The organism is Thalassoglobus neptunius (assembly GCF_007859735.1).
Lineage (GTDB): Bacteria > Planctomycetota > Planctomycetia > Planctomycetales > Planctomycetaceae > Thalassoglobus > Thalassoglobus neptunius.
Genome location: NZ_SIHI01000013.1, coordinates 64,701 through 89,337, shown reverse-complemented (window position 1 = coordinate 89,337; position 24,637 = coordinate 64,701). Strand labels below are relative to the sequence as shown.

Genomic DNA, 24,637 nt, shown 5'->3' with positions numbered 1-24,637 from the left:
CAGTTCAAACAAATGGTGAAAACCAAAAGTCTGAACACCTGACAACAAGTGATCATCTGGGCGCTACGCTTTTATTCCGTCACACCCTCTCCGTCGAGCGCTACGTTTTCTGACCGATGTCTACACCGGGATTCGATGATCGAAAATCGATTCAACTCATGCTAGAATTCCGGATTCCGACGCAATTTCTCCCCGGAGGCGGAACAGAGACTGTCTCCCCCCTCAATGATTCACTGACAAAATTCATGGTCGATCTTCCAATCATCGATGTTCCAACTCCCGATTCTCCTGCAGGCGCGGACGATGCTGGGTTCTCGAAAGGGACTTATGCTTTCGTGAGCCTGGGATGCCCCAAAAACCTCGTCGACAGCGAGAAAATGCTCGGATCGCTGGCGTTAGATGGCTATTCGCTGGTCTCACAGCCCGACCGAGCCGACTTTGTCATCGTCAACACATGCGGATTCATCGATGAGTCACGCAAGGAATCGAAGGCTGTGATTCAGGAAATGCTCGACCTGAAAAAATCCGGCAAGACGAAGGGTGTCATCGTTGCTGGATGTCTTCCGGAACGCGTCGGAGGCAGCCTGATCGATGAGATGCCGGACATCGACCATATCGTTGGAGTTTTCGGTCGAGATGAAATCACTCGCGTCGCGGACAGGCTTGTCGGAGGACATCGCGAACAGAGAGAGCTGTTTCGACCCGCTGCCGTGAAAGCGCTCGACGACCGTGCCCGCCTTCGAATCACGCCCTCACACTTTGCGTACCTGAAGATCTCCGAAGGTTGCGATCGAACGTGTACCTTCTGTTCGATTCCAAGCATGCGCGGAAAGCATGTCACCAAACCGATCGAAATGGTTGTCGAAGAGGCTCGGGAACTCGTCGAAGATGGAGTCCGCGAACTGATTCTCGTCGCACAGGACACAACCTATTACGGAATGGATCTTTATGGAGAAGTCCGCCTCGTTCAATTGCTTGAGGAACTGGAGAAAATCGACGGGATCGACTGGATCCGATTGATGTACCTGTACCCGGTGAACTTCACGGATCAACTGATCGATACGATCGCAGCCTCATCGCGCGTCCTGCCTTACCTCGACATGCCGCTTCAGCACATCAACAGCAAAGTCTTGAAACGAATGCAGCGGCGAGTGAATCGAGACCAGACCGTTCAACTGGTCGAGAAGCTTCGCAGTCGTATCGACAATCTTGTCCTTCGGACCACATTCGTTGTCGGTTTCCCGGGAGAGACAGACGAGCAATTCGAAGAGCTCAATCAGTTCGTTGCCGAAACACGATTCGAACGAATGGGCGTCTTCCCGTATTCACTGGAACCGGGAACTCCTGCCGTCAAACTGGATGGCCATCTTCCGGAACACGTCAAAACAACTCGGCAACAAAAGTTGATGGAGACACAACAGAACATCGCGTTCGACTTCGGAAAGTCGCTCGTCGACTACGAACTTGACTGCCTGATCGACGGACCGACTGATACCCCCGGCGTGTGGGTCGGTCGAATTTTCGCCGATGCTCCGGAGATCGACGGGAATGTTTTCATCGAATCCGAAAATCTGACACCCGGAGAAATGGTTCCAGTCACAATTGTCGAAGCCCGCGATTACGATCTCGTGGGCGTCCTTTCCGACGACGAATCGGAAGACGAAGACGTTCCCGAATCAACGCTTCGTTGATGACGAGAGACGTTGAAAACCCGGAATCTGCCACGTTGAACTGAAAGAGAAAATTGATGACGGATGAGGTGCAAACGTCGAATGAGTCGCCTGAACCTGCTCGCGAGAACTCGCTGAACATCCCGAACCTGATCACGTTCTCAAGGCTGGTTCTCTCGTTTGTTGTCCTGGCCCTGATTGACTTCACTGACTACTGGCTTCTGACAACAGCGATTTTCGTCATCGCCGCAGCGACCGATTTTCTGGATGGCTATCTGGCGAGAAAATGGAATCAGGTGACGGTTCTGGGCCGCATCATGGATCCATTCGTCGACAAAGTTATCGTCGGCGGAACGTTGATCTTTCTGACCGCACATCCCGACAGCGGTATCTGTCCGTGGACGACGTTTATTGTGATCGGTCGCGAGATGTTTGTGACTGGTCTCCGATCAGTTCTCGAAGGCCACGGGATTGATTTCTCAGCCAAGTGGAGCGGCAAGCTGAAGATGATCGTTCAGTCGGTCACCATTCCGCTCTGTCTCGCGTCGATGAGTCCAACGCTCACGCAATTTCTTGGCCCGTATGCTGAGCACTTTGTGTCCTTCCGAGACTGGATGATCATCGCAATGGTGCTGATCACGCTGTATTCAGGAGCTGAGTATACCTGGAGAGGCATGGCATTGATGTCCCAACAGAAGTCGACTCCTGAAAAGTGATTTCGACCGACGGAATGAAATTCACTTCGTGAACGAGTCGACTTCAACACAGACGAAGAAACCGTCGCTGTTTCGGGTTCTGGATTACGGTGACAATTTCGTGAAGACCGTAATAAGTGCGCCAGTCGTGATTGTAGATCCTGTTGCGCAGGCTGTTTTCGCGAACACGCTTCGCAAACAGACTCCCTCAAGCAATAATCGAGTTGAGGCAATCCCCTCAGTGAAACGTTGACACGCAGGCCGACGCATCCGCTTATTGCCGGTGCTGAAATAGGAAGTTGGGCTCTCGCGATTTCTCGCCTCGCCCATGAGAGACTATGAACGAAGACCTCGACAACGCTCCTCGACCTGAACATCCTGAACCTTCCGGCGAGGCTTCAGTTGTCAATGAAAAGAAACCGGGTTCTCGGCCAGCCGGACCGGGTCTTCCCGAATCGCTTTTCTGGATCTTCCTGTTCTTCGTTCTTCAAATGGTCGGAATGGCGGGCGTGATCATTGCCATGCTGGCAGTGACACTGGAAAACTTCGAACAGCTTGAGGCTTTTCAATTCGAAGAGTGGTATTCGGGGCTTTCCGCGACCGAAAGATTGACCGTCGTCACCGCTCCGGCATTCATTTGTTATCTCTTCCTCATCCCCCTCGGTTTGTGGCGAATGTCTCCAAGGCCGCTCCGCAAACTGAAGATGAGTCCCCCGTCATTCGGCCAAGTGTTCGTTGCAACCAGCCTTGTCGTTCCGATGACAGTGATCGCTGACTCAATGATGCAGCTTGGGGAAACCGGATGGAACCAGCTGGTAGAAACAATTCCTGGGTTGGAACTCTTTCAAGGAACGGACGTTCACGAAATTCTTGGACAGTTCAACAACTCGAATCTTCTCTTAGCAGTCTTCTTTATCGCTGTCGTTCCGGCAGTCGGCGAAGAATTCCTGTTTCGAGGTCTGATCGGACAAGGGCTCAACCGAAGATGGGGAGTCACGATAGGCGTGGCGTTGACGACACTGTTGTTTGCAGCGGTGCATATGTATCCCCCTCACGTGTTCGCAATTCTCCCAGTCGGACTGACACTTCACTGGGTCTATCTCACGACGCGAAGCTTCTGGGCTCCTGTCCTCTTTCACTTTCTGAATAATGCGTTGGCCACAGTGTTACTCCGGGTCGATCAGGACGATTTGGAGACACCCTGGTTTTACCTTCCAGTTGCAGTCGCGTATGCAATCTGGTGTTTCTACTGGCTCTATCAGATGAGAACGCGAAGAGTCCCGGTCGAGTCTGTTGCGATGGCCGAGCACACATTTGACGAATCGACAGAACAGCCCGGCACTTCTGAACAACCTCAGCGGTACGTGCTGACATCGCAAACATTCGCGATGCCAATGATCCTCGCTGCCCTGATGCTTGCATTTTGTGGCTACGATGTCATTCGCGTCTTCCTTCCGCAATAGAGTCTCGAAACGCGAAGATGGGCACGCTCGACGTCGTGTCTGGGCATTGAATTCGACAATCATCACGAAGCTGGCGGACCGATCGATCTGATTTCTCTCAATCGACGCTTTCTATGGCTTCGAACGAGAATGAACGCTCGCTGCGGGCATCGAGCGGCATCGCGGATTGTCGCATGTGAAAAACTCGTTGAGAGACTGCAATTAAGGTAAGTTGCTATCGTGGCGTCATCGAAGTTCACGATCTCGCCGCACCGCATGTCGGGAACGAGTTTGATCGTTCCTCATTTCCACTTCGAACAATACAATTCTCCGCTGTCTCTATGAACGGACCTACCGATCACACCGAGTTGTTTCGGCGACGTGTGCAGAAACGTGCATGGGTCACGCTCGCGCTCATCGGTCTTCTCGTCCCATTCGTGATTGTCGGCGCGATTCGCAGCATTGATGGAATGCGAATCACTCCGGAAAAGTGGATGTCTCCGACCAATCCACAGCGACGAGCGTTCGAGGAATTTCGCCGCAACTTCGAAGGGAATGACGTCGTCGATGTCAGCTGGGAAGGCTGCACTCTCGGCGATCCCAAACTCTTGTTGTTACAGAATGAATTGATGGCGCGGAACACGCTGCCTGATCTTCCGGAAGTGGTTCCGTTCGAGCGTGTCCTTACTGGTCCCGGTGTGCTGGAACAGATGACATCCCCACCGCTTGGGTTGTCGACTGAGGATGCGATTCAACGATTGACGGGAGTGCTAGTCGGTCCGGATCAGGAAACGAGCTGCGCGCTCGTCGTCCTCACGTACGACGGAAACGAAGCCCGGAAAAAGTCTCTTGAACACCTCTTGAATGTCTCGCAAGACGTGACGGGATTCTCTGAGGAAGAGTTAATCGTCGCTGGGCCGCCGCACGATGGAGTCGCCATTGATGCGGAAAGTCTGCAGGGAATCAACTTTTACGGAACACTCTCAACACTGGTGGCTGCCATCCTTTGCATTGTCTGCCTGCGGTCGTGGAGAATTTCCGGGTTGATCATCGGCATCGCTTGTCTGGGACAGGGTCTCGTTCTGGCTGCGGTTTACTTCTCCGGATTGACGCTTGATGCCGTTCTGATTGTGGCTCCTCCACTCGTTTTCGTGCTGACAGTTTCGGCGGGTGTCCACTTCTGCAACTACTATTTCGCGCAATCGAATCTGCTTCCGCCCATACCGGCCGTCGAAGCAGCTATGCGAGAAGGTTGGGCTCCCTGTTGCCTGGCTGCCATCACAACCGCCGTTGGTTTGAGTTCGCTCTCAGTGAGCGGGATTGCTCCGGTCGCTGCGTTTGGACGAATCAGTGCCTGCGGATTGTTAGTGACGGTGACAATTCTCATCGGAGTGCTCCCCGATGCACTCTGCAAGTGGCCGATCCGGAAGAAGGCCTCATCGAACCTGTTTTCTGCGAAGCAACTCCACTGGTTCGGTGGTGTGGTCGTGCGTCATTCGGTTCCGATCACATTGATATCGGTTGTCGGGATCATCAGTCTCGGACAGGGACTGCGATCGATCCGGACGAGTGTCGACGCCACTTCACTTTTTGCGAGTGACACAAAAATCATCACCGACTATCAGTGGCTCGAAGAGAAGATCGGTCCATCAGTGCCGGTCGAAGTCGTCGTGCACATTGAAGATGATGACGCGCTGAGCCTGTCGCAACAGATTGAATTGATCAGCACAATCCACAGTGCGCTGAAGACTGTTCCCGGAATCGACAGCGTCCTTTCCGCACGTTCGTTTCTGCCTGAGGAAGTCTGGACGGAATCCAAAGGACCTCTCGTCCGACAGGCGTTGATTCGTCGACGATTGCATGATTCACGCGATTTGATTGAGGAATCGAATTACTTTTACCCGGGCGAAAATGGAGATGCCTGGAGACTCACCGGCCGCGTGCGAGCAACGGAAGGCCGAAGCTATGGGGAATTGCAGTCGAAGATCGAAGCACAGGTCGAAGAAATTCTCGACGCTCAAGAGCTTCCCCCAAACTCAGTTCGTGCGGAATACACCGGGATGATGCCGCTCATCGAGAGTGTGCAGGTGATGATCATGCACGATCTTTTCTGGAGCCTGTTGACCGCATTCGGACTGATTGGAATTTCTGTGCTCCTGGTGCTCCGACAACCCGGGTTGGCTCTCATGGTGACCGTTCTGAACACCTTTCCGGTCATTGTGACATTTGGGGCAATGGGACTTCTTTCCGTTCCAATCGATATCGGCTCCATGATGACCGCCGGAGTCGCGATGGGAATTGCCGTCGACGACACCATTCACTTCTTGTGTTTTCATCGAATGAAGTCGAAAGAATTGGGACGCTCGCGGGAAGCAATTATTGAATCCGTCGCTGTCTGCGGAGCGGCGATGTTACAGACGACGTTGATCTGTGCCGCGTCGATGCTCGTCTTCGCGCTCAGCGCGTTTGTCCCGACACGCCAGTTCGGATTGCTCATGGCGTCTATCCTGATGATCGCACTTCTCAGTGATCTCATCACTCTGCCAGCACTCCTCACGCTTTGGAACCGATCATCGGATTCGGAACCTCATCCAAGCTCTTCATGTCCAATCGGCGACGGCGAGGAACAACAAACCGTCGTTTCTGGATAACCTGTGACCGGTCTTTTTCCCAGCAGCGCGCTCTGAACGTAAAGCCTTTACGAAAAGAGGCTTACATTCCCTCCGACCAGTCGAGATTGACACGATCCGACCAACCGTCAGGATCAAACCAATTCTTCAAGCCGCCTGAGACTCTGGGTAAAATGGGACTGGGGACTAAAATAGATGAAGTGATCCGCTCGCTGCGGGACCTAACATGGAGGAAACTGTCGAAAGTGGTTTCAATTCAATGTCGAGCACGATGAGCCAGTCTGCAAATACCTCCGTCTCTAAACATTCCGTGTCATGGTCTACGATTCCTCGGTTTCTCTTTGCACCGATTGGACTCGCGGGAATGTTTGCACTCGCCTTCTCCTGGCCGAACGATCATTGGCTGACGTGGGCGTTCTGGACACTGCTGGTTTCCTATTCGCTCTTCTGCTGGACCAGTTGTTTCCACGAAGCAGCCCACCACACGCTCGGTGGTTCGAAGCGGTGGAGCATCATCATCGGAAGATTCATCGGAACCATGATCTTCGTTCCGTTTCATGTTTATCGCGAAAGCCATATTCGCCACCATGCCTACTTGAACAAGTCCACCGACTGGGAGTTGTGGCCGTACTCTGATCCAAATGCGTCGCTATGGTTTCGTCGCATCTTCTGTTGGCTGGAAATCCCGTTCGGATTCCTGACATCTCCATTCGTTTACGGTCGCCTTTACTTTCACAAGGACTCCTCACTGCAGAATCCGGAAGTCCGACGATTGATCCGCAACGAGTACATTGTCATCGCCATTGTCTGGACGGCGATTCTGACGCTCGTGACAGTCACTTCGAGCTGGCATCTGTTTCTCGTGGTCTGGATCATTCCTCACGTCATCGCGGGCGTCTATCAAACCTTCCGGAAGTTCACAGAACACTTGGGAATGCGAAGCTACGACCCGCTCCTGGGAACGCGCACCGTTATCGGTTCAAGTCCCATCACCGCGATCTGCACGTACTTCAACTTCGATATTTTCGTCCACGGACCGCACCATCGTCATCCCCGCTATCGACACGAAGCACTCTGCGATCGGATGGCACAATACGAGGTCGAAAACCCGTCGCTCGATTACCCCGTCTTCAAAACGTACTGGGGTGCGATTCGCGATTTGATTCCGTCTCTCATCTGGAATCCAGGAGTTGGAATGAACGTGGGAGCCCCGCCTCCCTCAGAAGAAAAGCCTCACGACGTCAGCGATTTTAGTGAGGATGTCACCGCCCAAATCCTGGGTGAGAAAGACGCTGTGATCGAGGCTTAGAGAATTCGGACGTTCGAAACGAAGCATTTTCATCGCCCCTTTTCAGCGACGCTTTCCGCGCAACACTCACTGCTGGCTCGCAGGAGCTTGCCATCTTCGCGTGATCATCTGACGGTCACGCATTGCGTCTCAGGTTGCGATTCGCTTCAAAGTCGTCAACAATTAGAGAACCACTTCTCGATCTCTGTTCTCTGAATTCTCAGGACGATCATCAATGTGCCGCTCATTCCGCACGGTTTTTCGTGTCTTCACTTTCCTATGCGCATTTTGGTTGGTCTTGAAGGCCGGCAATCTGGAAGCCGAGAGCCACCGCTTCGTCCTCATCGATACGCAGACCGGCCAGTGGGTTCGAGAGAAAACGCTGTCGTCCAAGAACTTCGAAGGGATCGCCAAAGCTTCCGGCTGGTCCGTCCGCAAAGAAGTCCTGCACGGAGGAAAACAGGAGAGTGTCGATCTCATCACTCTTGAGAATGGTGCGATGGCCATTCGCATCATTCCAACAAGAGGAATGAGCATTCTGGATATCAAAATCAACGACTTCCGCATCGGGTGGGAATCTCCCGTTAAGGAAGTGGTCCACCCGCAGTGGGTCAATCTTGAATCTCGCGGAGGGATCGGATGGCTGGAAGGTTTCAATGAATGGATGGTTCGATGCGGACTCGAATTCGCCGGGCACCCCGGAGTTGATCAGTTCACCGACAACACGGGAGCGGAAGCGGAGATGATGCTCACGCTGCACGGAAAGGTCGGGAACATTCCCGCCTCGCGGGTGGAGTTGATCATCGACAAAGCTCCTCCTCATCGCATCCGTCTTCGTGGCACCGTTTACGAATCAATGCTGTTCGGGCCGAAACTGAAACTGTCCACTGAGGTCTCCACCATTCCCGGATCGACAGAGCTGACGATCTCAGACGAAGTCACCAACATGGGATCCGATCCGCAAGAACTCCAACTGATCTATCACACGAATTTCGGAGTCCCGTTGTTGTCGGAAGGCGCGGAATTCATTGCTCCTGTGCAATCCGTTCAGCCAATGAATGCGGCAGCTTCGAAAGATGTTGAAGCTCCGTGGTTTTATGCCGCCCCAACGAAAGGCTTTATCGAACAAGTCTATTTGATGAAGTTGTATGCTGATTCGAATTCAGAGACTCTCATCTGCCTGAAGAACAGTGAAGGAAACCGGGCAGCGACGATTCGATACAACGTCGACGAGTTGCCATGCTTTACGCTTTGGAAGAACCTGACCACGATTGAAAACGGTTACGTCACGGGATTGGAACCCGGAACCTCTTATCCATTCAATCGACGAGTCGAGCGATCGCACGGGCGCATTCCGGTTCTTGCCGCAGATGAAACTCGTCAGTTCACTCTTCGCTACGAGTTCTTGAACTCGCCTGAGAAGATCAAAGAAACGGTCGAGGAAATCCAGAAACTCCAGAATGATCGGCCAACCGAAACCTTAAAAAGTCCTCCGGAATAGAGCACGTTGCGCGAGTTGCGTGATCGCCTGGATTATTTGAGAAGTTCTTTTCAGACCCACTCTGTTTAAACGAAACCGAAGAGCAATCTGGTGATCCCCACGCGAGAGAGTGTGTGATCCAAGATCGGAAAAAAAGGCGAAAGCAAGCAGTATCTCGCAAATTATTTCATCTAAATTGCGAATCAGTACGTATGAGAAAACGAATCGCCTGGGCCAGTCCTTCATTGGAACATCTCTGCGGTTCCCTACGGAAATCGAGTTGCTTCACAACCATTTGACTAGACCAGAGAAATGAAGGAATGTTCGAATGATTCTGCGAATCCTATCACTGACCGCTGTATTGATCACGTCGCCCCTGACTGTCTTTGCTCAAACGGACCTCTCCTATGCCCCGACTTTTGAACAGGGTGAGGTGACCAAATCGGAAGTCGAGATGGATATCGACCAGACTTTGAACATTGCGGGAATGGATATCGTCACCGCGGTGGACAATTACATTGTGATTAAGCAAACCGTTGAGAGTGCGACTTCCGGGCAAGTCAAAATGCTTGGAAACCTGGAATTGATGCAAATGAATATGGAGCTTCCGGGAGGAGTTTCCTTGAACTTCGACACCGGAAACCCGAACAACGCTGTGCCCGATGGACCATTGGCGGACATCGCAAAATACATCGCCGTCGCGGCAGAGTCGACTTGGGAAATTACCTATGGAGACAACCATGAAGTCAAGTCGGCGAAATACACGAACGACTCCAATCAGGATCTTCCGGAAGCGTTCTCTGAAGAGATGTCTGACGACCGTCTCAAGAAAGAAACCGAAACAGCCATCAATCGACTTCCCAAAGAACCGGTGGCTGTTGGAGACACTTGGGAACGCAACGAAGAAGCGTATCTCGGCAGCGGTCAGGTTTTCTATCTCGTTCGCGAATACACTTACGTTGGCCCCGAGCAGCACAACGGAAAGTCGATGGATAAAATCGACGTCAAAACAAAGTCGCTCACGTTTGAGATCTCGGGCGGAAAACTTCCGCTTGAACTGAAAGACAGCGAGCTCGAAGTGGAATCTTCGGGAGGAACGTTGTGGTACGACCCTGCAATAAAAGACGTGGTGGAATCAAGCAGCGACATGCACATCGTCGGCGATCTCACTTTCATCGCGAACGGTCAGGAACTCCCATCGTCACTCGATCTCGTCATGAAAGTCGGCACGAAGCAAAACCGTCAGTGATCCTTAGAAGTTTTGCGTGCAGAGTCTTCCTCAGACAGGAAAGACGCTCATGCAACGGAGACGAGTTCTCGTCAATTTTGCCTCTTTTCAAGTACCGAACCGATCAGTCACCAGAGAGACACTGTTTCTCTGGTGACTTTGTTTTTAGAGCATGTTGTTCTTGCCTGTGCACTCGCTTGAACTTTCTCATCAGTTAAAAGGCTGAGTTTGCTCGTGCGAGTGAGTCCAAACCCAAAAAAAGAAAATGCTCCAGACTTCGTTCTGAAATCGTTTGGCATCCACGATGAAAACCGCCATGTGATGTTGAATCGTCTATTCAAGAATCACGTTCCGTTCCTCTTCTGTCGGCATTCGACACGCTTCACGTTTTCCGAAAATCCGATAGCGAACGCGGGCAATCAAACCGTACACAACATCACGGATCGGAAACGGAATCAGCCAGAGTAGCGTGCCGAGAAATTTCCAGCCTCCGCCGATGTGCCACAAAATGCGAACAATCGCAGCCGACTTCTTCCAGACTCCTGTCGAATCTTTCAGAACGATGGAATCGAGATTCCGCTGATCCTCCGTCAATAACTCCTGAGCCGTTTTTCCTTGCAGCGGCGCGAAACGCAACCGGTGGTCGGGATCTCTCGTCATCAGGAAATCGACGGTCCCGTTACAGAACCCGCACACGCCATCAAAAAAGACGATGGGAGAAGATTCTTCGAGTGAGGATTCGGGCTGCCTGTTCATGATCAAATTTCTGTCATCGCATTCAGTGAAAGTTCATCGAGAGGAGAAGTAAGCAACCGAAATTGATTCGCGATCCGAACAGAATCCATCATTCGAATCAATGAAATCCGACAACTTCATCTCGAAAATGACCATGAACGCGGTTCAATTCTTCACACTCATTTCATGGGCGGCCATTTAACAATGCCTTTGAAACCTCGTTGAAAACTCTGCCGCTCTGCCGTTTTCAACCTTATTGCTTCTCTCACTACCCTCGCCTGTGCGATTCGCTGCAGACAAGAAAGGGAAGTGACACGGCAAATTGCGTGACACCGTACAGCTGATACAACCGCTAGAGTTTCTCCATTGTCCCTGTTTGATCCTCAGGATTCCTGAGAAATCACTTTTGCATCTTCCATTCTTGCTGGTTACCGTAAATCCTGGCGAGAACTTTTTTCAATCAGCCGATTGTATGCAAGAGACGGCATTTCGGAATTCGTTTCTTCTCTTCTTTCAGCTTCGCAGGTCCGACAATGAGAATGATTGAGAAAGGCGTGCCGGCAGCTGCATCGCTGATCCTTCATCTCATGGTGGTCGGCATCTTTGCGATGATGCTCCTTCCGGCGAGCGACTCTCGAGAACTGTCAACAATCGTCGGGAATGCCGATGTCCAGGAGTTTCCGGACATGACCGTCATCGCCGACATGAACTTCGGCGTCGAGGCGGAATCGGATCGCGCCAATCAACAGCGACAAGCTCCTCCAAGTTTTCTTCAGCCTGCATCTGCTCCGGTCACTTCCGCACCTCGATATGAAATCGCCGGAGACCTTCCTCGCATGGCTCCCTCGAACGGGACCGGATCGATGAGCGAAGATGTCGGTCCGCTCATTCCGACGGGAGTGCTCGCGAAAAGCGGCGAGGGCGACGGTGAAGGCATCGGCGGCGCGCACTTCTTCGGAATCAATCTTCAAGGTCACAGCGTCGTTTTCGTTGTCGATGCGTCCAAGAGTATGCTTCACCCTTTCCCGGGACCGACGAAAACCCGCTTCGCGCGAGTTCAAATGGAATTGCTCACTTCGATTCAGGCAATGGAAGAAACCCAGCGATTCTTCATGATTCTCTTCAATGAGCACGCATACCCAATGCCTTCGAATCAACTCGCCGATGCAACAACCGGGGCGAAGAAGAGATACCTTCACTGGATGGCAACAGCAAAGCCGGAAGGAAAAACGGATCCGGAAATTGCGTTGCTGATGGCGCTTCAACTTCGACCGGAAGTCATCTACTTCCTCACTGACGGTGATTTCAAATACCGTGTCGTCGAGAATGTTTCGAAAGCCAACGTGGCGAAAGTCTCAATCAATTGCATTGGCTTTGGCGACGACGACGGCGAGAAGTTTCTGAAAGAGTTGGCAGCTCGCAATGGGGGATCGTATCGCTTCATTCCGGAAGTCGAGTTCTTCCCTGAGTCTCCATTCGGGCATGAAACTTCGAATCGCCCGAAACTCTCATCACGGGCGACGGAACCGTCTCCGTAAATGAATTTCACCGTTATGTGCTTGTTCAGAGATTCGTCGCGCAGACTTTAGGCAACGGTTCCTTCCCATGCTTCGCCGTGCGGATACTCATACCGATCGAGGGACTCGGGGAACATCTCAATGCTGTAACCCGGGGCCTGCGGAGCCAGATAGTTTCCGTTCCGCATTTGAACAGGGTTCACGAAGTGCTCGTGGAGATGGCCAGCGAATTCGGTAATCCGGTCTTCGGTCGTACCGCTGACTGCGACATAATCGAACATGGACAAGTGTTGCACATATTCGCACAAGCCAACTCCTCCAGCATGGGGGCAAACCGGAATATCGCACTTTGCAGCCATGAGCAGCACAGCCAGAATTTCGTTGACGCCACCCAATCGACAGCTGTCGATCTGGCAAATCCCCATTCCCTTGGCTTGCAGGAATTGCTTGAACATCACTCGGTTCGCACAGTGCTCTCCGGTGGCAACTTTGATCGGGGCTACAGCATTCGCGATTGTGGCGTGGCCCAGAACATCATCCGGTGAAGTTGGCTCTTCGATGAACCACGGATTGAATCTCGCGAGTTTCTGAACCCACTCAATTGCTTCATCGACGTCCCATACCTGATTGGCGTCGATCATCAGTCTGCGATCAGGACCGATTTCTTCGCGAATGATCTCACAGCGACGGATATCGTCTTCCAGATTCTGGCCCACCTTAATCTTGAAACACTGCCAACCGTCTTTCAAACATTGACGACACAACTCCCGGAGTTTTTCATCGCTGTACCCGAGCCATCCCGCTGAGGTGGTGTAAGAGGCCAAGCCATTCGCCAACAGGTCATCGATCCGCTGCTGCCGCGTCGGTTCCTTTTGTCGAAGAATGTCCAACGCTTCTTCAGGAGTCAGAAAGTCGGTGATGTATTGAAAGTCGATCGACCGGACAATTTCTTCAGGAGACATTTCACTCAGGAGACGCCACAGCGGCTTTTCCTTGACCTTCGCAATGAGATCCCAGACAGCATTCACGACAGCTGCGGTCGCCAGATGGATCACGCCTTTCTCTGGTCCAACCCATCGCAACTGGCTGTCCCCGGTCATATGGCTCCAGAACGCGCCGGGGTTTTCGATGATCTCTTCGAGACTCTTTCCGACGATGAACGGCTTCAACGCGTGGATCGCAGCCACGCACAGTTCATTCCCGCGTCCGATCGTGAACGTCATTCCATGCCCCGAAACTCCCGATGAAGAGTCTGTTTCGAGAACGACATAAGCTGCGGAATAATCAGGATCGGGATTCATTGCATCCGATCCATCAAGGTGCTGTGAAGTTGGAAAACGAATGTCTCTCGCAGTGATACCTGTGATTGTCGTCATGGAAGGTCGATCGTCTCAAGGAAGGAGTGGCTGTGGCCGACAGCGATTGCTCGAGGTGCATTCCAATACAATCACTTCAATCGATCGGCGGAGGCATTCTCGAAGTTTGAGCGCGGCAACGATGCCCTGTCTACCGCGACATCTTCGGAACGTCGATCATGTTATCCCTTCAAAATGGTGCACGAACAAGTGTCGACTCAAAAACGCGCTCAAAATCCTCGAATTTGAGTCTCCTGGACAGACGCCCAACCGCCGAATTCGCGACAGTCTGAGTTCCCGAACGCAAGAAAACCCCGGAAGAAGGACGAACCTCCTCTTCCGAGGCTTTCTCAATTCAGCCAGAGATTGATCGATAAACTTCGTCAATTCGAGAAGGAAGCTTCCCTGCACCATTTTCAGGCGGCCGATTCCTTCCCACTGATTGGAGTGACAAGTTCAGGACGTACACCTGAATTCGATGATTGATCTCGACAGTTAATCTCAGTGAAGTTGGATCAACCGGGAGTCATGATCTGTGTCCGATTTTGCTCGCGCGAATTCGCAAGGAAATTTCGAATCGAGTTCTCCTGCGAGTCGAAACGACTTTTCCCGGAAGCAAATCGCGGAGCAGTCAAGCATTCAACGACATGTCTTCGTTGAACACGTGACTTCATGGCATTGCGAGACTTTGCAAACACCGTGCAAAGTTCGCCTTCGCAGATTACGCAGCGTCCGCGTCAGCGTGTTCTTCAGAATAGACGAGCGAATAGATCTCGTCCGCTGCTTCATCGAGGATCGAGCGAATGTTTTCGCTCTTCACTCGAGTCATCAAGTCTTCGAGAACCTCAACGACGCGATCAACTTCATCGCTTGAGATGATTTCGTAAGCGCTGTCCTGATCGTCAAGGGAGAGCACGCGTTGATCGGTTAGTTGATCAGAATTTGACATCTTTGACCTCCAATGTCATTTGATGGAATATCGACGAAACAGACCGCTGTTCCACAGCGAGTCACTTGCAGCACATCACCGACGGCCGATCAATCCAGTTCGACCGTTACTTCTTCTTTGTCTTCTTCGCAGCAGCTTTCTTTTTTGAAGCTGCCTTGTTCTTCGTTGCTGCTTTTTTCTTTGAAGCTGTCTTCGATTTCGGCTTCGAGAAAATGTTGTCCCATCCGTCGCGGAACTTGTCGTTTGCCCCAGTATGAACTGTGTATCCTGTCATTGGACCTGACTCCCTGTTCTCAGTCGAATCGAATCGATGCGGGGCGAATGTTAGGGAGAACGTCCAATCAGTTCAAATCCTATTCCGCTCTTTTCGGATGGAGTTGTGAATTCTTCGAAGAGGTCTCTTTATGTCGACCGAAATGCGGTCCATTCAAGAGCTGTTCCGTTGATTCCTCGATGCGGATCATGCGTCCGCCGAGATATTCAATCTGTTCAGTGACTTCTGTTTTTGTTTGTTCCATCCCTCCGGAAATGAGCGTCACCAACCCGAGAAGCAGGAGCATTTGCCCCGCTGTCGATAACAGCCATCCGGTTGAAGCATAGCTTTCAATGGATCCGAAATATCCCCAGAGCACGAGGATCGAACCGAGTGTCAAAATGCCGACTCCGGCATAGGCCAGAAGCTGGCCCCACATCGCTTCCACTTTTCCCGGACGGGACCGTGATTTTTTGCGGACGTTTTGCATATCGAAATGTGGCGGAGGAGGACCTTGCTCGGAGTGATGTTCCAGATGTGTTTGGCGAGGCCCCGTTGCGTTCACAGTATCACCCGTTTCCGGATCATCTGCTTCCGGGACTTCGCTCGCGAGATCATGTTCCGCCGCGTGTTGCTGTTTCGACGCGAACTCATCAACGTGAACATCATTGGATTCCGCGACATCTTCGTCTATCTGATCGCGATTCACAGCCGACAAGTTTGGAGCCCGGGGAATCAATCGGCGTCGTTTTCCATGAGTCGTGTCTTCTGCACTGTCGCTGAATCGTTCACTTCCGTGAGCGGTATCAACACGAAAACTCGGATCACTGCTGCTTCGTGAGGATGTCTCAGCTTTCCGCTGAATCGTTGGCGGAACTTCGTGAGAGGCGGAAACTCCGTGAGCGGAATTTTGACTCTCAGATGAATTGACCGAGTCGATTTCATCGGCCGCAGCATCTTCCTTCAGCGATTCGCCGCTGAGATTCTTTTTGACGATCTGATCTGCTGTTTCTTCGCGATGTTCGTCTGAGCTGTTCGCGCCAACTTTCGCAACAGCATCCTGTTTTGTCGACGCAACCTTCGCAGCGGCATCTGGCGAAGCCTGTTCTGTCGATGCTGGTTCGGCTTGAGTTTGGTCAGTCGGAGCTTGATCGGATGAAGTCTGATCGGTTGTGAGTGAGCGGCTGGCGGAGCGGTCGGACTTTGGTTCCGCTGGCGGAGTCTTCGGCTGTGAAGGTTTTTGAATCGTCAGCTTCTGTTCTTCGGCCCACTTTTGCAGCAACTCACGAGCTGACTTGGTTTCTGGATGCAAACTCGGGGCAAATACCTCACGGACAACATCCCCACAGGTTGTGCACTTGAGAGTTTGCCCATCCTGTGAGATCTCGGTGGCGACATCTTCCTGGCAGTTGGCACACCACATCCGTACATCCTGTGGACACGATTGTATTTGAACGAAAAAAGCATTCCCTCACAGCGTCTGTATCCGGACACCTGAGTGGAATTGGGAACGAAGAGTCATTTTTGAAGAAATAACACGAACCGGAAAATGAACGCAAGACCGCTTCGCCCGCGATCAGAGTTCTCATCACAGGTTCTTTCCCGGCAGTTGCTGGGGGTTCTCAAGAAATCCACAAAGGCACGACGGAAATGTTCCATGAGTTCCACTGGCGAGCGGTTCGCAATAGAATCGAATCTCATTGATGGAAGCTCGGCTGTAAATCGCCTCAGCTGGGCAGCACCTGTGGTTTTCTTGAAGAGAAAGTTGTGATGAAACCAATCAAATGGATGTTTTCTGTCGCGGTCTTGATCGGCAGCATGGCCCCGGCCATTGCCGACGCTGAAGTCAAGTTGCCTTCGATCATCGGAGACAACATGGTTCTCCAGCGTGGTCAAAAGGTTCCCATCTGGGGCTGGGATGAGCCCGGACAAGAAGTCAAAGTGACAATTCAAGGAACTTCCAAGACGGGAACCGCCAACGAAAATGGCCGCTGGGAAGTCATTTTCGAAGACCTCGAAACGGGAGCCAACAACGAAGTTCAAATCGTCGGCTCCTCAGAACGGACATTGAAGAACGTTGCTGTCGGCGAAGTTTGGTTGTGTTCTGGCCAGTCAAACATGGAGTGGACGGTCAACAACTCAATCAATGCTGCGGAAGAGCGCGCAGCTGCGAATTATCCGCTGATTCGCCATATCAAAATTCCTCACACTCCGATGAAGACTCCTCAGGACAATGTCCCTTCGAACGGCTGGGAAGTGACGACACCTGAAACCGTCGGAAACTACACAGCTGTCGGCTACTTCTTTGCGCTCAACCTGCAAGCCCAACTCGACGTTCCGATTGGGTTGATCGGCTCGAACTGGGGCGGAACCCGTATCGAACCGTGGACTCCTCCTGTCGGTTTCAAAGAAGTTCCCGCACTGAAGTCGATCGCTGACAACCTCGACTCGTACCCACAAGTCAGCCCTGAAGGCAAAGTGAACCACCAGTCTCCCCTCGCTTTATATAACGGGATGATCTCACCGCTGGTCCCTTACGCGATTCGTGGAGCGATCTGGTATCAGGGAGAATCCAACCGTCATGACGGCATGCTCTACTTCGAGAAGATGAAGGCATTAATCAGTGGATGGCGACACCTTTGGAACAATCCTGAAATGCCATTCTACTACGTTCAGCTTGCTCCATACCGATACAAAGGTGAGGACGTCATTCTTCCGAAAGTCTGGGAAGCCCAAACCGAAGCGTTGACGATTCCCAATACAGGTATGGCAGTGACGGTCGATATTGGCAATGTCGATGACATTCATCCACGTAACAAGCAGGATGTTGGCTATCGATTGGCCCTGTGGGCACTTGCCAAGACTTACGGTCACGATGATCTGGTCTATTCCGGCCCGCTGTTCAAATCGATGGAAGTCAAAGGGAACAAGATCGTTCTCAGCTTTGACCATGTCGGTGATGGCCTCGCTTCACGCGATGGCGAACCACTTTCTCACTTTGAAGTCGCAGGAGAAAATGGCGAGTACAAACCGGCCAAAGCCGAAATCAAAGGCGATACCGTCGTCGTTTCGTCCAAAGACGTTCCGATGCCGAAGTCTGTCCGACTGGGATGGCATCAGGAAGCGGAACCGAATCTTTCCAACAAGAACGGTCTCCCAGCTTCTCCATTCCGGGCAGGCGAGTAGACATTATTCGCGGATTCTCTGAACGAATCCCGTTCGATGAATCCGGCGAATAACTTCTCGCAAGCAGCGGCTTCACGCTGAATGACGATCTCGGCCTTTCCGGTTCAGGGAAGGCCGAGATTTTTTTATTCCACAAGCTTCGTTGTTTTCGAACGGGTCAATCGAATCGAATTCGATTCAAGGAATCAATCCAAAATCAGAAGTGCGAAAACAAGAAATGCGAAGACGTCGGGCCCAATGACTCTTAATTCGAGACAGCTTCCAGAAGAAGTCGTTCCCAGTCCAGTTGCGTGGTGGCATCGCGGTGTTTCGGATGGATGAAGACGCGAACACGTTTCACCCAATCATCGAATTGTCTCGTCGCCAGTGCATCCACAACCGGAGAAACGACCTGCAGCGGCCGAAAGTCGCCTTGTTTCGGAAAGAGAATGTCGATCGAGAATTCCACTTCCCGATGAGGAGGCGGAGTGTCGAGCACAAGATCCATTTCCGACAGCCCGAGCCCTTCTTCTTCATTGAGTCGGGAAATCAATCGTTCCGTGATGGCGACGACTTCCGAATAAGGTCGACCAGCGAGTGCCGTGTACGCGCGCGACTGTTGATCGTGACTCAATTCGATGGCTCGCTTGTAGAGGATACGTTGCGACCCGAACAGACTTTCGATCAGTGTCTCAGAGGGAGCGTTTTTTGCAGCCGCCCGCAGTTCGAAAACCATCTCGGCATCGGTCGAATGAAAGAGTCGATTCAAATCGACTTTCTCGTGGATCGAGTAGAAAGCGCGTGCGAACATACTCGTCGCAGATCGAACAGCATGGTGCCAGTAAACTTCGCTGAACATGACGTAGCGTGCAAAGACCATCAATTCCGCTGCCGTCTTTCCCTTTTCGGTAATCGCGAGACCATCGCCCTCTTCATTTAATACGAGTGATTGAATCAATCGCTGGCGATCGAAGTTTCGTCCGTACGGAACCCCGCAATGCAAACTGTCCCGATCGAGATAGTCCATCTTGTCGACATCAATCGGTCCCGACAGAATCGAGCGAAGCAACTTCAGGCCGGTTTCCGACTTCTGTGGAACGAGGATCTCAAGAACCTCTTCCGGATCAATGCCCCATTGCTCACGCAAGACATGCGACAATTCCGCGTTCTCGCTGAGATAGCGCGAAGCACGCACCTCGTGCGGGACCAACCCGGAAATCCCGAGATCTTCGATCGGATGGCAAAATGGCCAGTGCCCGAGATCATGCAAGAGTGACGAAACGATCAGAACTTCCGCCTGATGCGCGCTGACACGCTCCCGAAAACGCGAGTCTTTTGAAAGCTGTCTCAGATAAAGAAGCGCATTGTGATACACCCCCAATGCGTGCTCAAAACGAGTGTGGCGGGCACCGGGATAGACTTTGGAGACCAGGCCCAACTGACTGATCTCGTTGAGACGCTGGAATTCAGCAGTATCAACGATCGCACGGACCCGCGGAGTAAAGGGCACATTCTGCTCAGCGGGGACACGAATCAGAGATCTACCCGAATGGAGATCTGCGAGTTCCGGGATTTCTTCGAGTGACCGCATCACATCGAAACTTTCTTGTAGTGAACTCTCAAAGCAAAGTGCACTCTTCCTGGTACTCGCATGGACATAGTCTCGAGGCCGAGCAGAGTTGACGAAGTCGCGAAAATCCTTTCGGAAGCTGCACTACAGAGAGAGAAAGTTCCGAAGAATGTCCATTCCGCAGTCGGACAAAAAGCTCTCGGGATGAAACTGCACACCGTAAACCGGATAATCTCGATGCCGAACAGCCATCAGTTCCGGCGGATGATCTTCATCTCGAGTCCACGCGCAGGGAATCAGTTCTTCAGGCAAGGTCGACTCGGGAACGATCAGCGAATGATATCGCGTCAGAACGGCGGGAGTCTCGATCCCTCGAAAGATTCCTTGCTGATCATGATGAATCGCAGAGGTCTTGCCGTGCATCAGGCGGTCTGCCCGCACTACTTTTCCGCCAAATGCTTCCGAAATGCACTGGTGCCCCAAACAGACACCAAGGAGCGGTACACGTGGCGCAAAGTGGCGAATGACCTCACAAGAGAGACCCGCTTCTGCTGGAGTACACGGTCCCGGCGAGATGATGATCCTCGATGGATTCAACGCATCAATCTCGCTGCAAGAGATCTGATCGTTGCGGAAGACACGAATGTCGAGCGACGGATCGATTTCTCCCAATCGTTGGACGAGGTTGTAGGTGAAGGAGTCGTAGTTATCGAGAACGAAAATCATAGTCTCTGCGGATCTGGAAAAGGAGATCAACTTCTCGACCTGACGAGTGCTCGACATTCCCGGGAGCCTGGTGTTCTTCCCGCGGAGTGAATCAGGACGAAGAAGAAAGCGGAAGTCTAATCTTGTCGATATTGCGAGCGAAAGAGTCCGGCTGACGATTCGAAATATCTTTGAGGTCGACTGCTGTCATCGGCATCTTGAGACTGCTTCTCTTTCAAATCAAGCAGATTGGCAAGACAGACTCGGCATCCAACGACCTGGATATGGAATTGAATGTAATCTTCAACGTCCGGCTCCGCGACTCCCAGCAGCATCGATCCCAGAGTTTCACGCGACGGACAACTCAATTGCCGTCGGCGCCAGATCTCGCCCACCGTGTGGGCTCCGTGATCACGCCGTCGAGACAGGAGAGCGGCTCGTTTTCGAAGTGCCGGAGACTCGCGCAGCACAGCTTCGATTTGAGTCGCGCGCTCCACTGGAAGCATCTCATCAAGATACGCGAGTAATTCGCTGTCGTTTACTTCGGATCGTGGCATCGGCAATTAGATCGACTGGAAAGAGGGGCACGCGAACGTTGCGTCGAACATTCCTGCGAATTAGCATACCAAAATTCCTCGACTCAAGGAATCACTGCCCGACGAAACGCTGATCCTCAGCGATTTCGAAAGCACCGTCGAAGAAGACGAAATCGCGTGCTGCCGATGGAGTCACGATCCGCATCCGTTCGATGTTGATGACATCATCGAGACAAGACATTCCCTGTGACTTCCAGACTTCATGTCGCGGGGAAGGAAAAGCAGATGCTGATTTCGAAACTTTTCGAACGATGCAATGGGAGAGAGATGCATTGGGAGAGAATCGGGGCGCCGAGACATTCTCTCCCTGACTCAGTGTTCACAGCGACAGCTGTTTGAGTGACATTGCTTGAGAGTGTGGAAACGACGTAGCTGTCAATTGAACATAAAAGTCCTGTAATCCGGGAACGTAACTTGACATTCGTACCCGGAACGTTGAAAAGAAATGATTCGGCATTGAGTGACGGTTGACTGTCGTTAGATTCAAGAATTCGAAACTGAACGCGACCGGTTGGTGTGAATTTTAGGGCGTCGATTGTCGACCAATACTCAACATCACCCACCAGCGAGCAACTGTTCAGAATGAACGGTCCGAACTCCATGATCACGAGGAGACCCTGGCCCCCAATGAAGTCCGCGAAGGAGAATGAGTGATTCAGTTCCGAAGTTTCCGGAATTCCGATCCCCCATTTCTTTTCGAGTTGTGTCGCAGGGCAGAGCTGGGACGTGGGGCGGCTCAACCCTCCTCGATTGAAGCCTACGAAATCGCAGCGTACGGCCTCCCCTACTTCGATCCCGAGGGTCTGATCATCGCCGTTGAAGACGAAAAAGTCGTCGGCTTCGCGCACGCAGGATTCGGCTTTTCGAAAGACCTCAATTCACTCGACTACTCTCGCGGGGTCATCTGCTGGATTGTTGTCAGTCCCACACATCAGCGTCAGGGACTGGGCCGGGAACTGCTGAAGCGAGCAGAAGAATACCTGACAAAGCGAGGCGCTCAGACCATTCAGGCTGGCCAGTCTCGCTACTGCGACCCCTTCTATTTCGGACTCTATGGAGGGGCACGCTGCTCAGGATTTCTGGAGTCCGATACTCAAGCTGAACCGTTCATGTTGTCAGCGGGTTATCAGCCCGACTCACGCTCCATCGTGTTTCAACGAGACCTGCGATCCACACGCGACCCCATGAACATCAAGCTCATGGGGTTGCGCAGACGATCTGAATTGCAGGTCATGGAGCAACCGAAGAATCCCACAATGTGGTGGTTGACCCACTTCGGAAACATCGAATCGATGTATTTCAGCCTGGTCGAAAAACGGAGCAAAGAGCGAATCGGCTCACTCACAGTCGTCGGTTTGGACCACTTCAAGCCCCGCTGGGGAGAACGAGTGATCGGACTGGTCGACTTATACGTCGAGCAGAAGTATCGATCGCAGGGTTTCGCGACGACCCTCATCATCGAAACTCTTCGACGCCTGCGATCAGACTTCATCACTCGAGCAGAAATTCACGTCGTTGACAGTTCTCCCGGCGCCCTCAAAGCCATTGAGACCGCCGATTTCGAGGCAATCGATGCTGCGGTCGTCTACCGCAAACAGAGCTAATTCAATCACGCTCCGGATTCGCAGCGTTCCGCACAAGCCAACGCCACTCCATCGAAAGAAACGCGTTCGGACAAGTTTTTAGAGAATCGCCAAGCTTAGTGCCCACCCGAAGAGCCGTTCACGACGAACGACGAACTACCTCAGATCCTCGGAGTCCGAACTGTCCGACTCTGTTCCCCGCTCGCGTCGCCGTTCTGACTCCATCACAACGGGATCAACACCATCGCGGCGAGCCACTTCTGCACGCGAAAGAATCCCCGTTTCAACAAGCCGGGCGTCGGTGAGCCTCTCCTTAGGACGGTCGCGATTCACGAGTCCCGGAAACGTCCACTTGATTGTGACACGTTCAAAGAAATCGACCGGTAGCAAGCCGAGATCAACCGCGTCTTGCATGATCCAACGCCACATCCGAGTGAATTCCTTTGAGAAGAACTCCTGCTGACTTTGGAAGTACTTCACCGCCGGACCTTCCGCGACCATCGTTGACGCAAAGTTTCCGTTCGAAGCATCCGACGTCAACATAAATTCAGGAAGACCAGCCCCAGCTGCGATGGACAACAGAAGCATCCGCCCGAGAGATGCGGCATCGCCGAAGTTGGTATTCGGCTGAAGAAACTGAATGTCAGTGGCATGATTTGTTGTCAGAATCGAACCGGGAGAGAATCGTTCGCGTCGCTGACCGTTCCAGGTTGTTCCGCTTCCCGCGTTGTCTGCAAACGCATCCGCCGTCTGTGACGATCCCTGAACTTTTCGCCAAAGCACAATCGATGACTGAAGCTTGCGAGCCAACAGTTCTGTTTCCATCCACTTCGAATAGGCAATGAGCGGTTCCAGAATCGCTGCGAAGAGGGACCGCCCACGCTTCTCATTCGAATCGACACCGATTCGTGTCTGGAGAATTTCACCGGCCGGGATTCTATCCGCTCGCATCCCATCGAAACCGTCTTGCCCACTCCGCGAGGTGTAGAGATAAGCCAGAGGTGTCTCGACATCATGAGCGGCGGTCACAATCCCCTGTGGGTCCGGTTCCTGAGGAGTCGCCCCAAACCGTTCCGGATCGACAAAGCGTACCGCTGGCGGCCAACTCTCTTTCCCGAACTTTCGGATGAAGCACTCTCCATCGCGCCAGGTCCGTCGCGCATGTTCCTGAGGAGAGTAATGCCCGTCCGCGTTCTGCAGAAACGCTTCCCACAAATGATCGGCCGCTTCGAGTACATCGTCCTCCACGTCCGTCATCCGATTCGATTTGCACACGCATTCGTGCTTAAACCGAAGCCCCGGACCGGTGACGTAGCACTCAAGCGTTCTCAAGATGTTGCTGGCGTGCGGATTCTCCTGAATGAGTTTTCGCACCTGCTCACGCGTCATCGCCTGAGTGTGGGGATCCTGCCCACTCTGATGTTTTCCGCCCACCATCTCCCAGTCCCCCGGATCTTCTGAGACAGGCGTAGCCGACGACGATTCGGTGAGCTGAAGGAGTCTCTCCTAAACAAGTTTCTGGTAGCGGGCCTTCAACTGAGCAGTCGAGATCTTGTCACGAAGAAGCTGGAACATCGCGGAATTCCTGCAAAAAACGGGGGCAAATCGATGCGGTTCAATCAGTCGCGAGCGGGTTGCGCGGGTTGAGCCATTCAGAGAATTTTTCGACAAATGCGTCACAATCGGATTGACCGCTACCGTTTCTCAATTAGCATCACGAATGTGGGAAACACGCCCAAAAGTTCTTTAAAAAGTGAATTGAAAGTGGGGAAAGCA

At 52.4% G+C, this 24,637-nt stretch carries 20 protein-coding genes; 10 read left to right on the top strand and 10 right to left on the bottom strand.

Features of this window, described 5'->3' with window-relative positions; genetic code table 11:
• Positions 1-245 precede the first annotated feature (245 nt).
• The 7 genes from rimO (at position 246) to KOR42_RS16965 (ending at position 10,454) form a co-directional block, all read left to right on the top strand.
• A complete protein-coding gene (rimO, locus tag KOR42_RS16995) occupies positions 246-1,691 on the top strand; it encodes a 30S ribosomal protein S12 methylthiotransferase RimO (RefSeq protein ID WP_146511044.1) in 1,446 nt (481 codons plus the stop codon).
• Between the two features lie 56 nt (positions 1,692-1,747).
• Positions 1,748-2,386 (top strand): CDP-diacylglycerol--glycerol-3-phosphate 3-phosphatidyltransferase, encoded by a 639-nt coding sequence (gene pgsA, locus KOR42_RS16990; protein WP_146511041.1) that lies wholly within the window; start codon positions 1,748-1,750, stop codon positions 2,384-2,386.
• Positions 2,387-2,703: 317 nt separating this feature from the next.
• Positions 2,704-3,828 carry a CPBP family intramembrane glutamic endopeptidase gene (locus KOR42_RS16985; RefSeq protein WP_146511040.1) on the top strand — a complete coding sequence of 375 codons (1,125 nt, stop codon included), beginning with the start codon at positions 2,704-2,706 and terminating at the stop codon, positions 3,826-3,828.
• Positions 3,829-4,148: 320 nt separating this feature from the next.
• Positions 4,149-6,458 carry an efflux RND transporter permease subunit gene (locus KOR42_RS16980; protein WP_146511039.1) on the top strand — a complete coding sequence of 770 codons (2,310 nt, stop codon included), beginning with the start codon at positions 4,149-4,151 and terminating at the stop codon, positions 6,456-6,458.
• 343 nt (positions 6,459-6,801) lie between these two features.
• A complete protein-coding gene (locus tag KOR42_RS16975; RefSeq protein ID WP_231740972.1) occupies positions 6,802-7,746 on the top strand; it encodes a fatty acid desaturase family protein in 945 nt (314 codons plus the stop codon).
• 214 nt (positions 7,747-7,960) lie between these two features.
• Positions 7,961-9,226: an aldose 1-epimerase family protein gene (locus KOR42_RS16970; protein ID WP_146511037.1), complete on the top strand. Its 1,266-nt coding sequence runs from the start codon at positions 7,961-7,963 to the stop codon at positions 9,224-9,226.
• Between the two features lie 307 nt (positions 9,227-9,533).
• Positions 9,534-10,454, top strand: coding sequence for a DUF6263 family protein (locus tag KOR42_RS16965; protein ID WP_146511036.1), 921 nt, complete (start codon positions 9,534-9,536; stop codon positions 10,452-10,454).
• A gap of 312 nt (positions 10,455-10,766) precedes the next feature.
• Here the strand turns inward: KOR42_RS16965 and KOR42_RS16960 are convergent, their stop codons facing one another.
• The gene (locus KOR42_RS16960) at positions 10,767-11,189 is read right to left on the bottom strand and encodes a thiol-disulfide oxidoreductase DCC family protein (protein ID WP_146511035.1); all 423 of its coding nucleotides are present in this window, start codon (positions 11,187-11,189) and stop codon (positions 10,767-10,769) included.
• 512 nt (positions 11,190-11,701) lie between these two features.
• On the opposite strand from KOR42_RS16960, the gene KOR42_RS16955 reads away from it, so the two are divergent.
• Positions 11,702-12,706, top strand: coding sequence for a vWA domain-containing protein (locus tag KOR42_RS16955; RefSeq protein ID WP_146511034.1), 1,005 nt, complete (start codon positions 11,702-11,704; stop codon positions 12,704-12,706).
• Between the two features lie 47 nt (positions 12,707-12,753).
• On the opposite strand, the gene KOR42_RS16950 is transcribed toward KOR42_RS16955, so the two are convergent.
• The 4 genes from KOR42_RS16950 to KOR42_RS16940 form a co-directional block, all read right to left on the bottom strand.
• The gene (locus tag KOR42_RS16950) at positions 12,754-14,061 is read right to left on the bottom strand and encodes an L-fuconate dehydratase (protein ID WP_146511033.1); all 1,308 of its coding nucleotides are present in this window, start codon (positions 14,059-14,061) and stop codon (positions 12,754-12,756) included.
• A gap of 700 nt (positions 14,062-14,761) precedes the next feature.
• Positions 14,762-14,989, bottom strand: coding sequence for a hypothetical protein (locus tag KOR42_RS16945; protein ID WP_146511032.1), 228 nt, complete (start codon positions 14,987-14,989; stop codon positions 14,762-14,764).
• Between the two features lie 106 nt (positions 14,990-15,095).
• Complete coding sequence (locus KOR42_RS26775) at positions 15,096-15,263, bottom strand: hypothetical protein (RefSeq protein ID WP_197441286.1); 168 nt, start codon at positions 15,261-15,263, stop codon at positions 15,096-15,098.
• Between the two features lie 79 nt (positions 15,264-15,342).
• Positions 15,343-16,665: a prolipoprotein diacylglyceryl transferase gene (locus KOR42_RS16940; RefSeq protein WP_146511031.1), complete on the bottom strand. Its 1,323-nt coding sequence runs from the start codon at positions 16,663-16,665 to the stop codon at positions 15,343-15,345.
• Between the two features lie 347 nt (positions 16,666-17,012).
• Between KOR42_RS16940 and KOR42_RS16935 the strand changes: the two genes are divergently transcribed.
• Positions 17,013-18,428 carry a sialate O-acetylesterase gene (locus KOR42_RS16935; RefSeq protein WP_146511030.1) on the top strand — a complete coding sequence of 472 codons (1,416 nt, stop codon included), beginning with the start codon at positions 17,013-17,015 and terminating at the stop codon, positions 18,426-18,428.
• 244 nt (positions 18,429-18,672) lie between these two features.
• Here the strand turns inward: KOR42_RS16935 and KOR42_RS16930 are convergent, their stop codons facing one another.
• The 4 genes from KOR42_RS16930 to KOR42_RS27660 all read right to left on the bottom strand — a co-directional run bounded on the left by KOR42_RS16930 (position 18,673) and on the right by KOR42_RS27660 (position 21,459).
• On the bottom strand, positions 18,673-19,998 hold the full coding sequence (locus tag KOR42_RS16930) for an HD domain-containing protein (RefSeq protein ID WP_146511029.1): 1,326 nt from the start codon (positions 19,996-19,998) through the stop codon (positions 18,673-18,675).
• Positions 19,999-20,121: 123 nt separating this feature from the next.
• Positions 20,122-20,703, bottom strand: a complete 582-nt coding sequence (locus KOR42_RS16925; protein ID WP_146511028.1) for an anthranilate synthase component II — start codon at positions 20,701-20,703, stop codon at positions 20,122-20,124.
• A gap of 116 nt (positions 20,704-20,819) precedes the next feature.
• Complete coding sequence (locus tag KOR42_RS16920) at positions 20,820-21,239, bottom strand: hypothetical protein (RefSeq protein ID WP_146511027.1); 420 nt, start codon at positions 21,237-21,239, stop codon at positions 20,820-20,822.
• A gap of 91 nt (positions 21,240-21,330) precedes the next feature.
• Positions 21,331-21,459: a hypothetical protein gene (locus KOR42_RS27660; RefSeq protein WP_261342057.1), complete on the bottom strand. Its 129-nt coding sequence runs from the start codon at positions 21,457-21,459 to the stop codon at positions 21,331-21,333.
• Positions 21,460-21,928: 469 nt separating this feature from the next.
• Here KOR42_RS27660 and KOR42_RS16915 point away from each other — a divergent pair, with 469 nt between their 5' ends.
• Entirely contained in the window at positions 21,929-22,882 is a 954-nt protein-coding gene (locus tag KOR42_RS16915) for a GNAT family N-acetyltransferase (protein WP_146511026.1), read from the top strand.
• A 135-nt stretch (positions 22,883-23,017) separates the two neighbouring features.
• Here the strand turns inward: KOR42_RS16915 and KOR42_RS16910 are convergent, their stop codons facing one another.
• The gene (locus tag KOR42_RS16910; protein WP_146511025.1) at positions 23,018-24,298 is read right to left on the bottom strand and encodes a phage portal protein; all 1,281 of its coding nucleotides are present in this window, start codon (positions 24,296-24,298) and stop codon (positions 23,018-23,020) included.
• Positions 24,299-24,637: the final 339 nt, after the last annotated feature.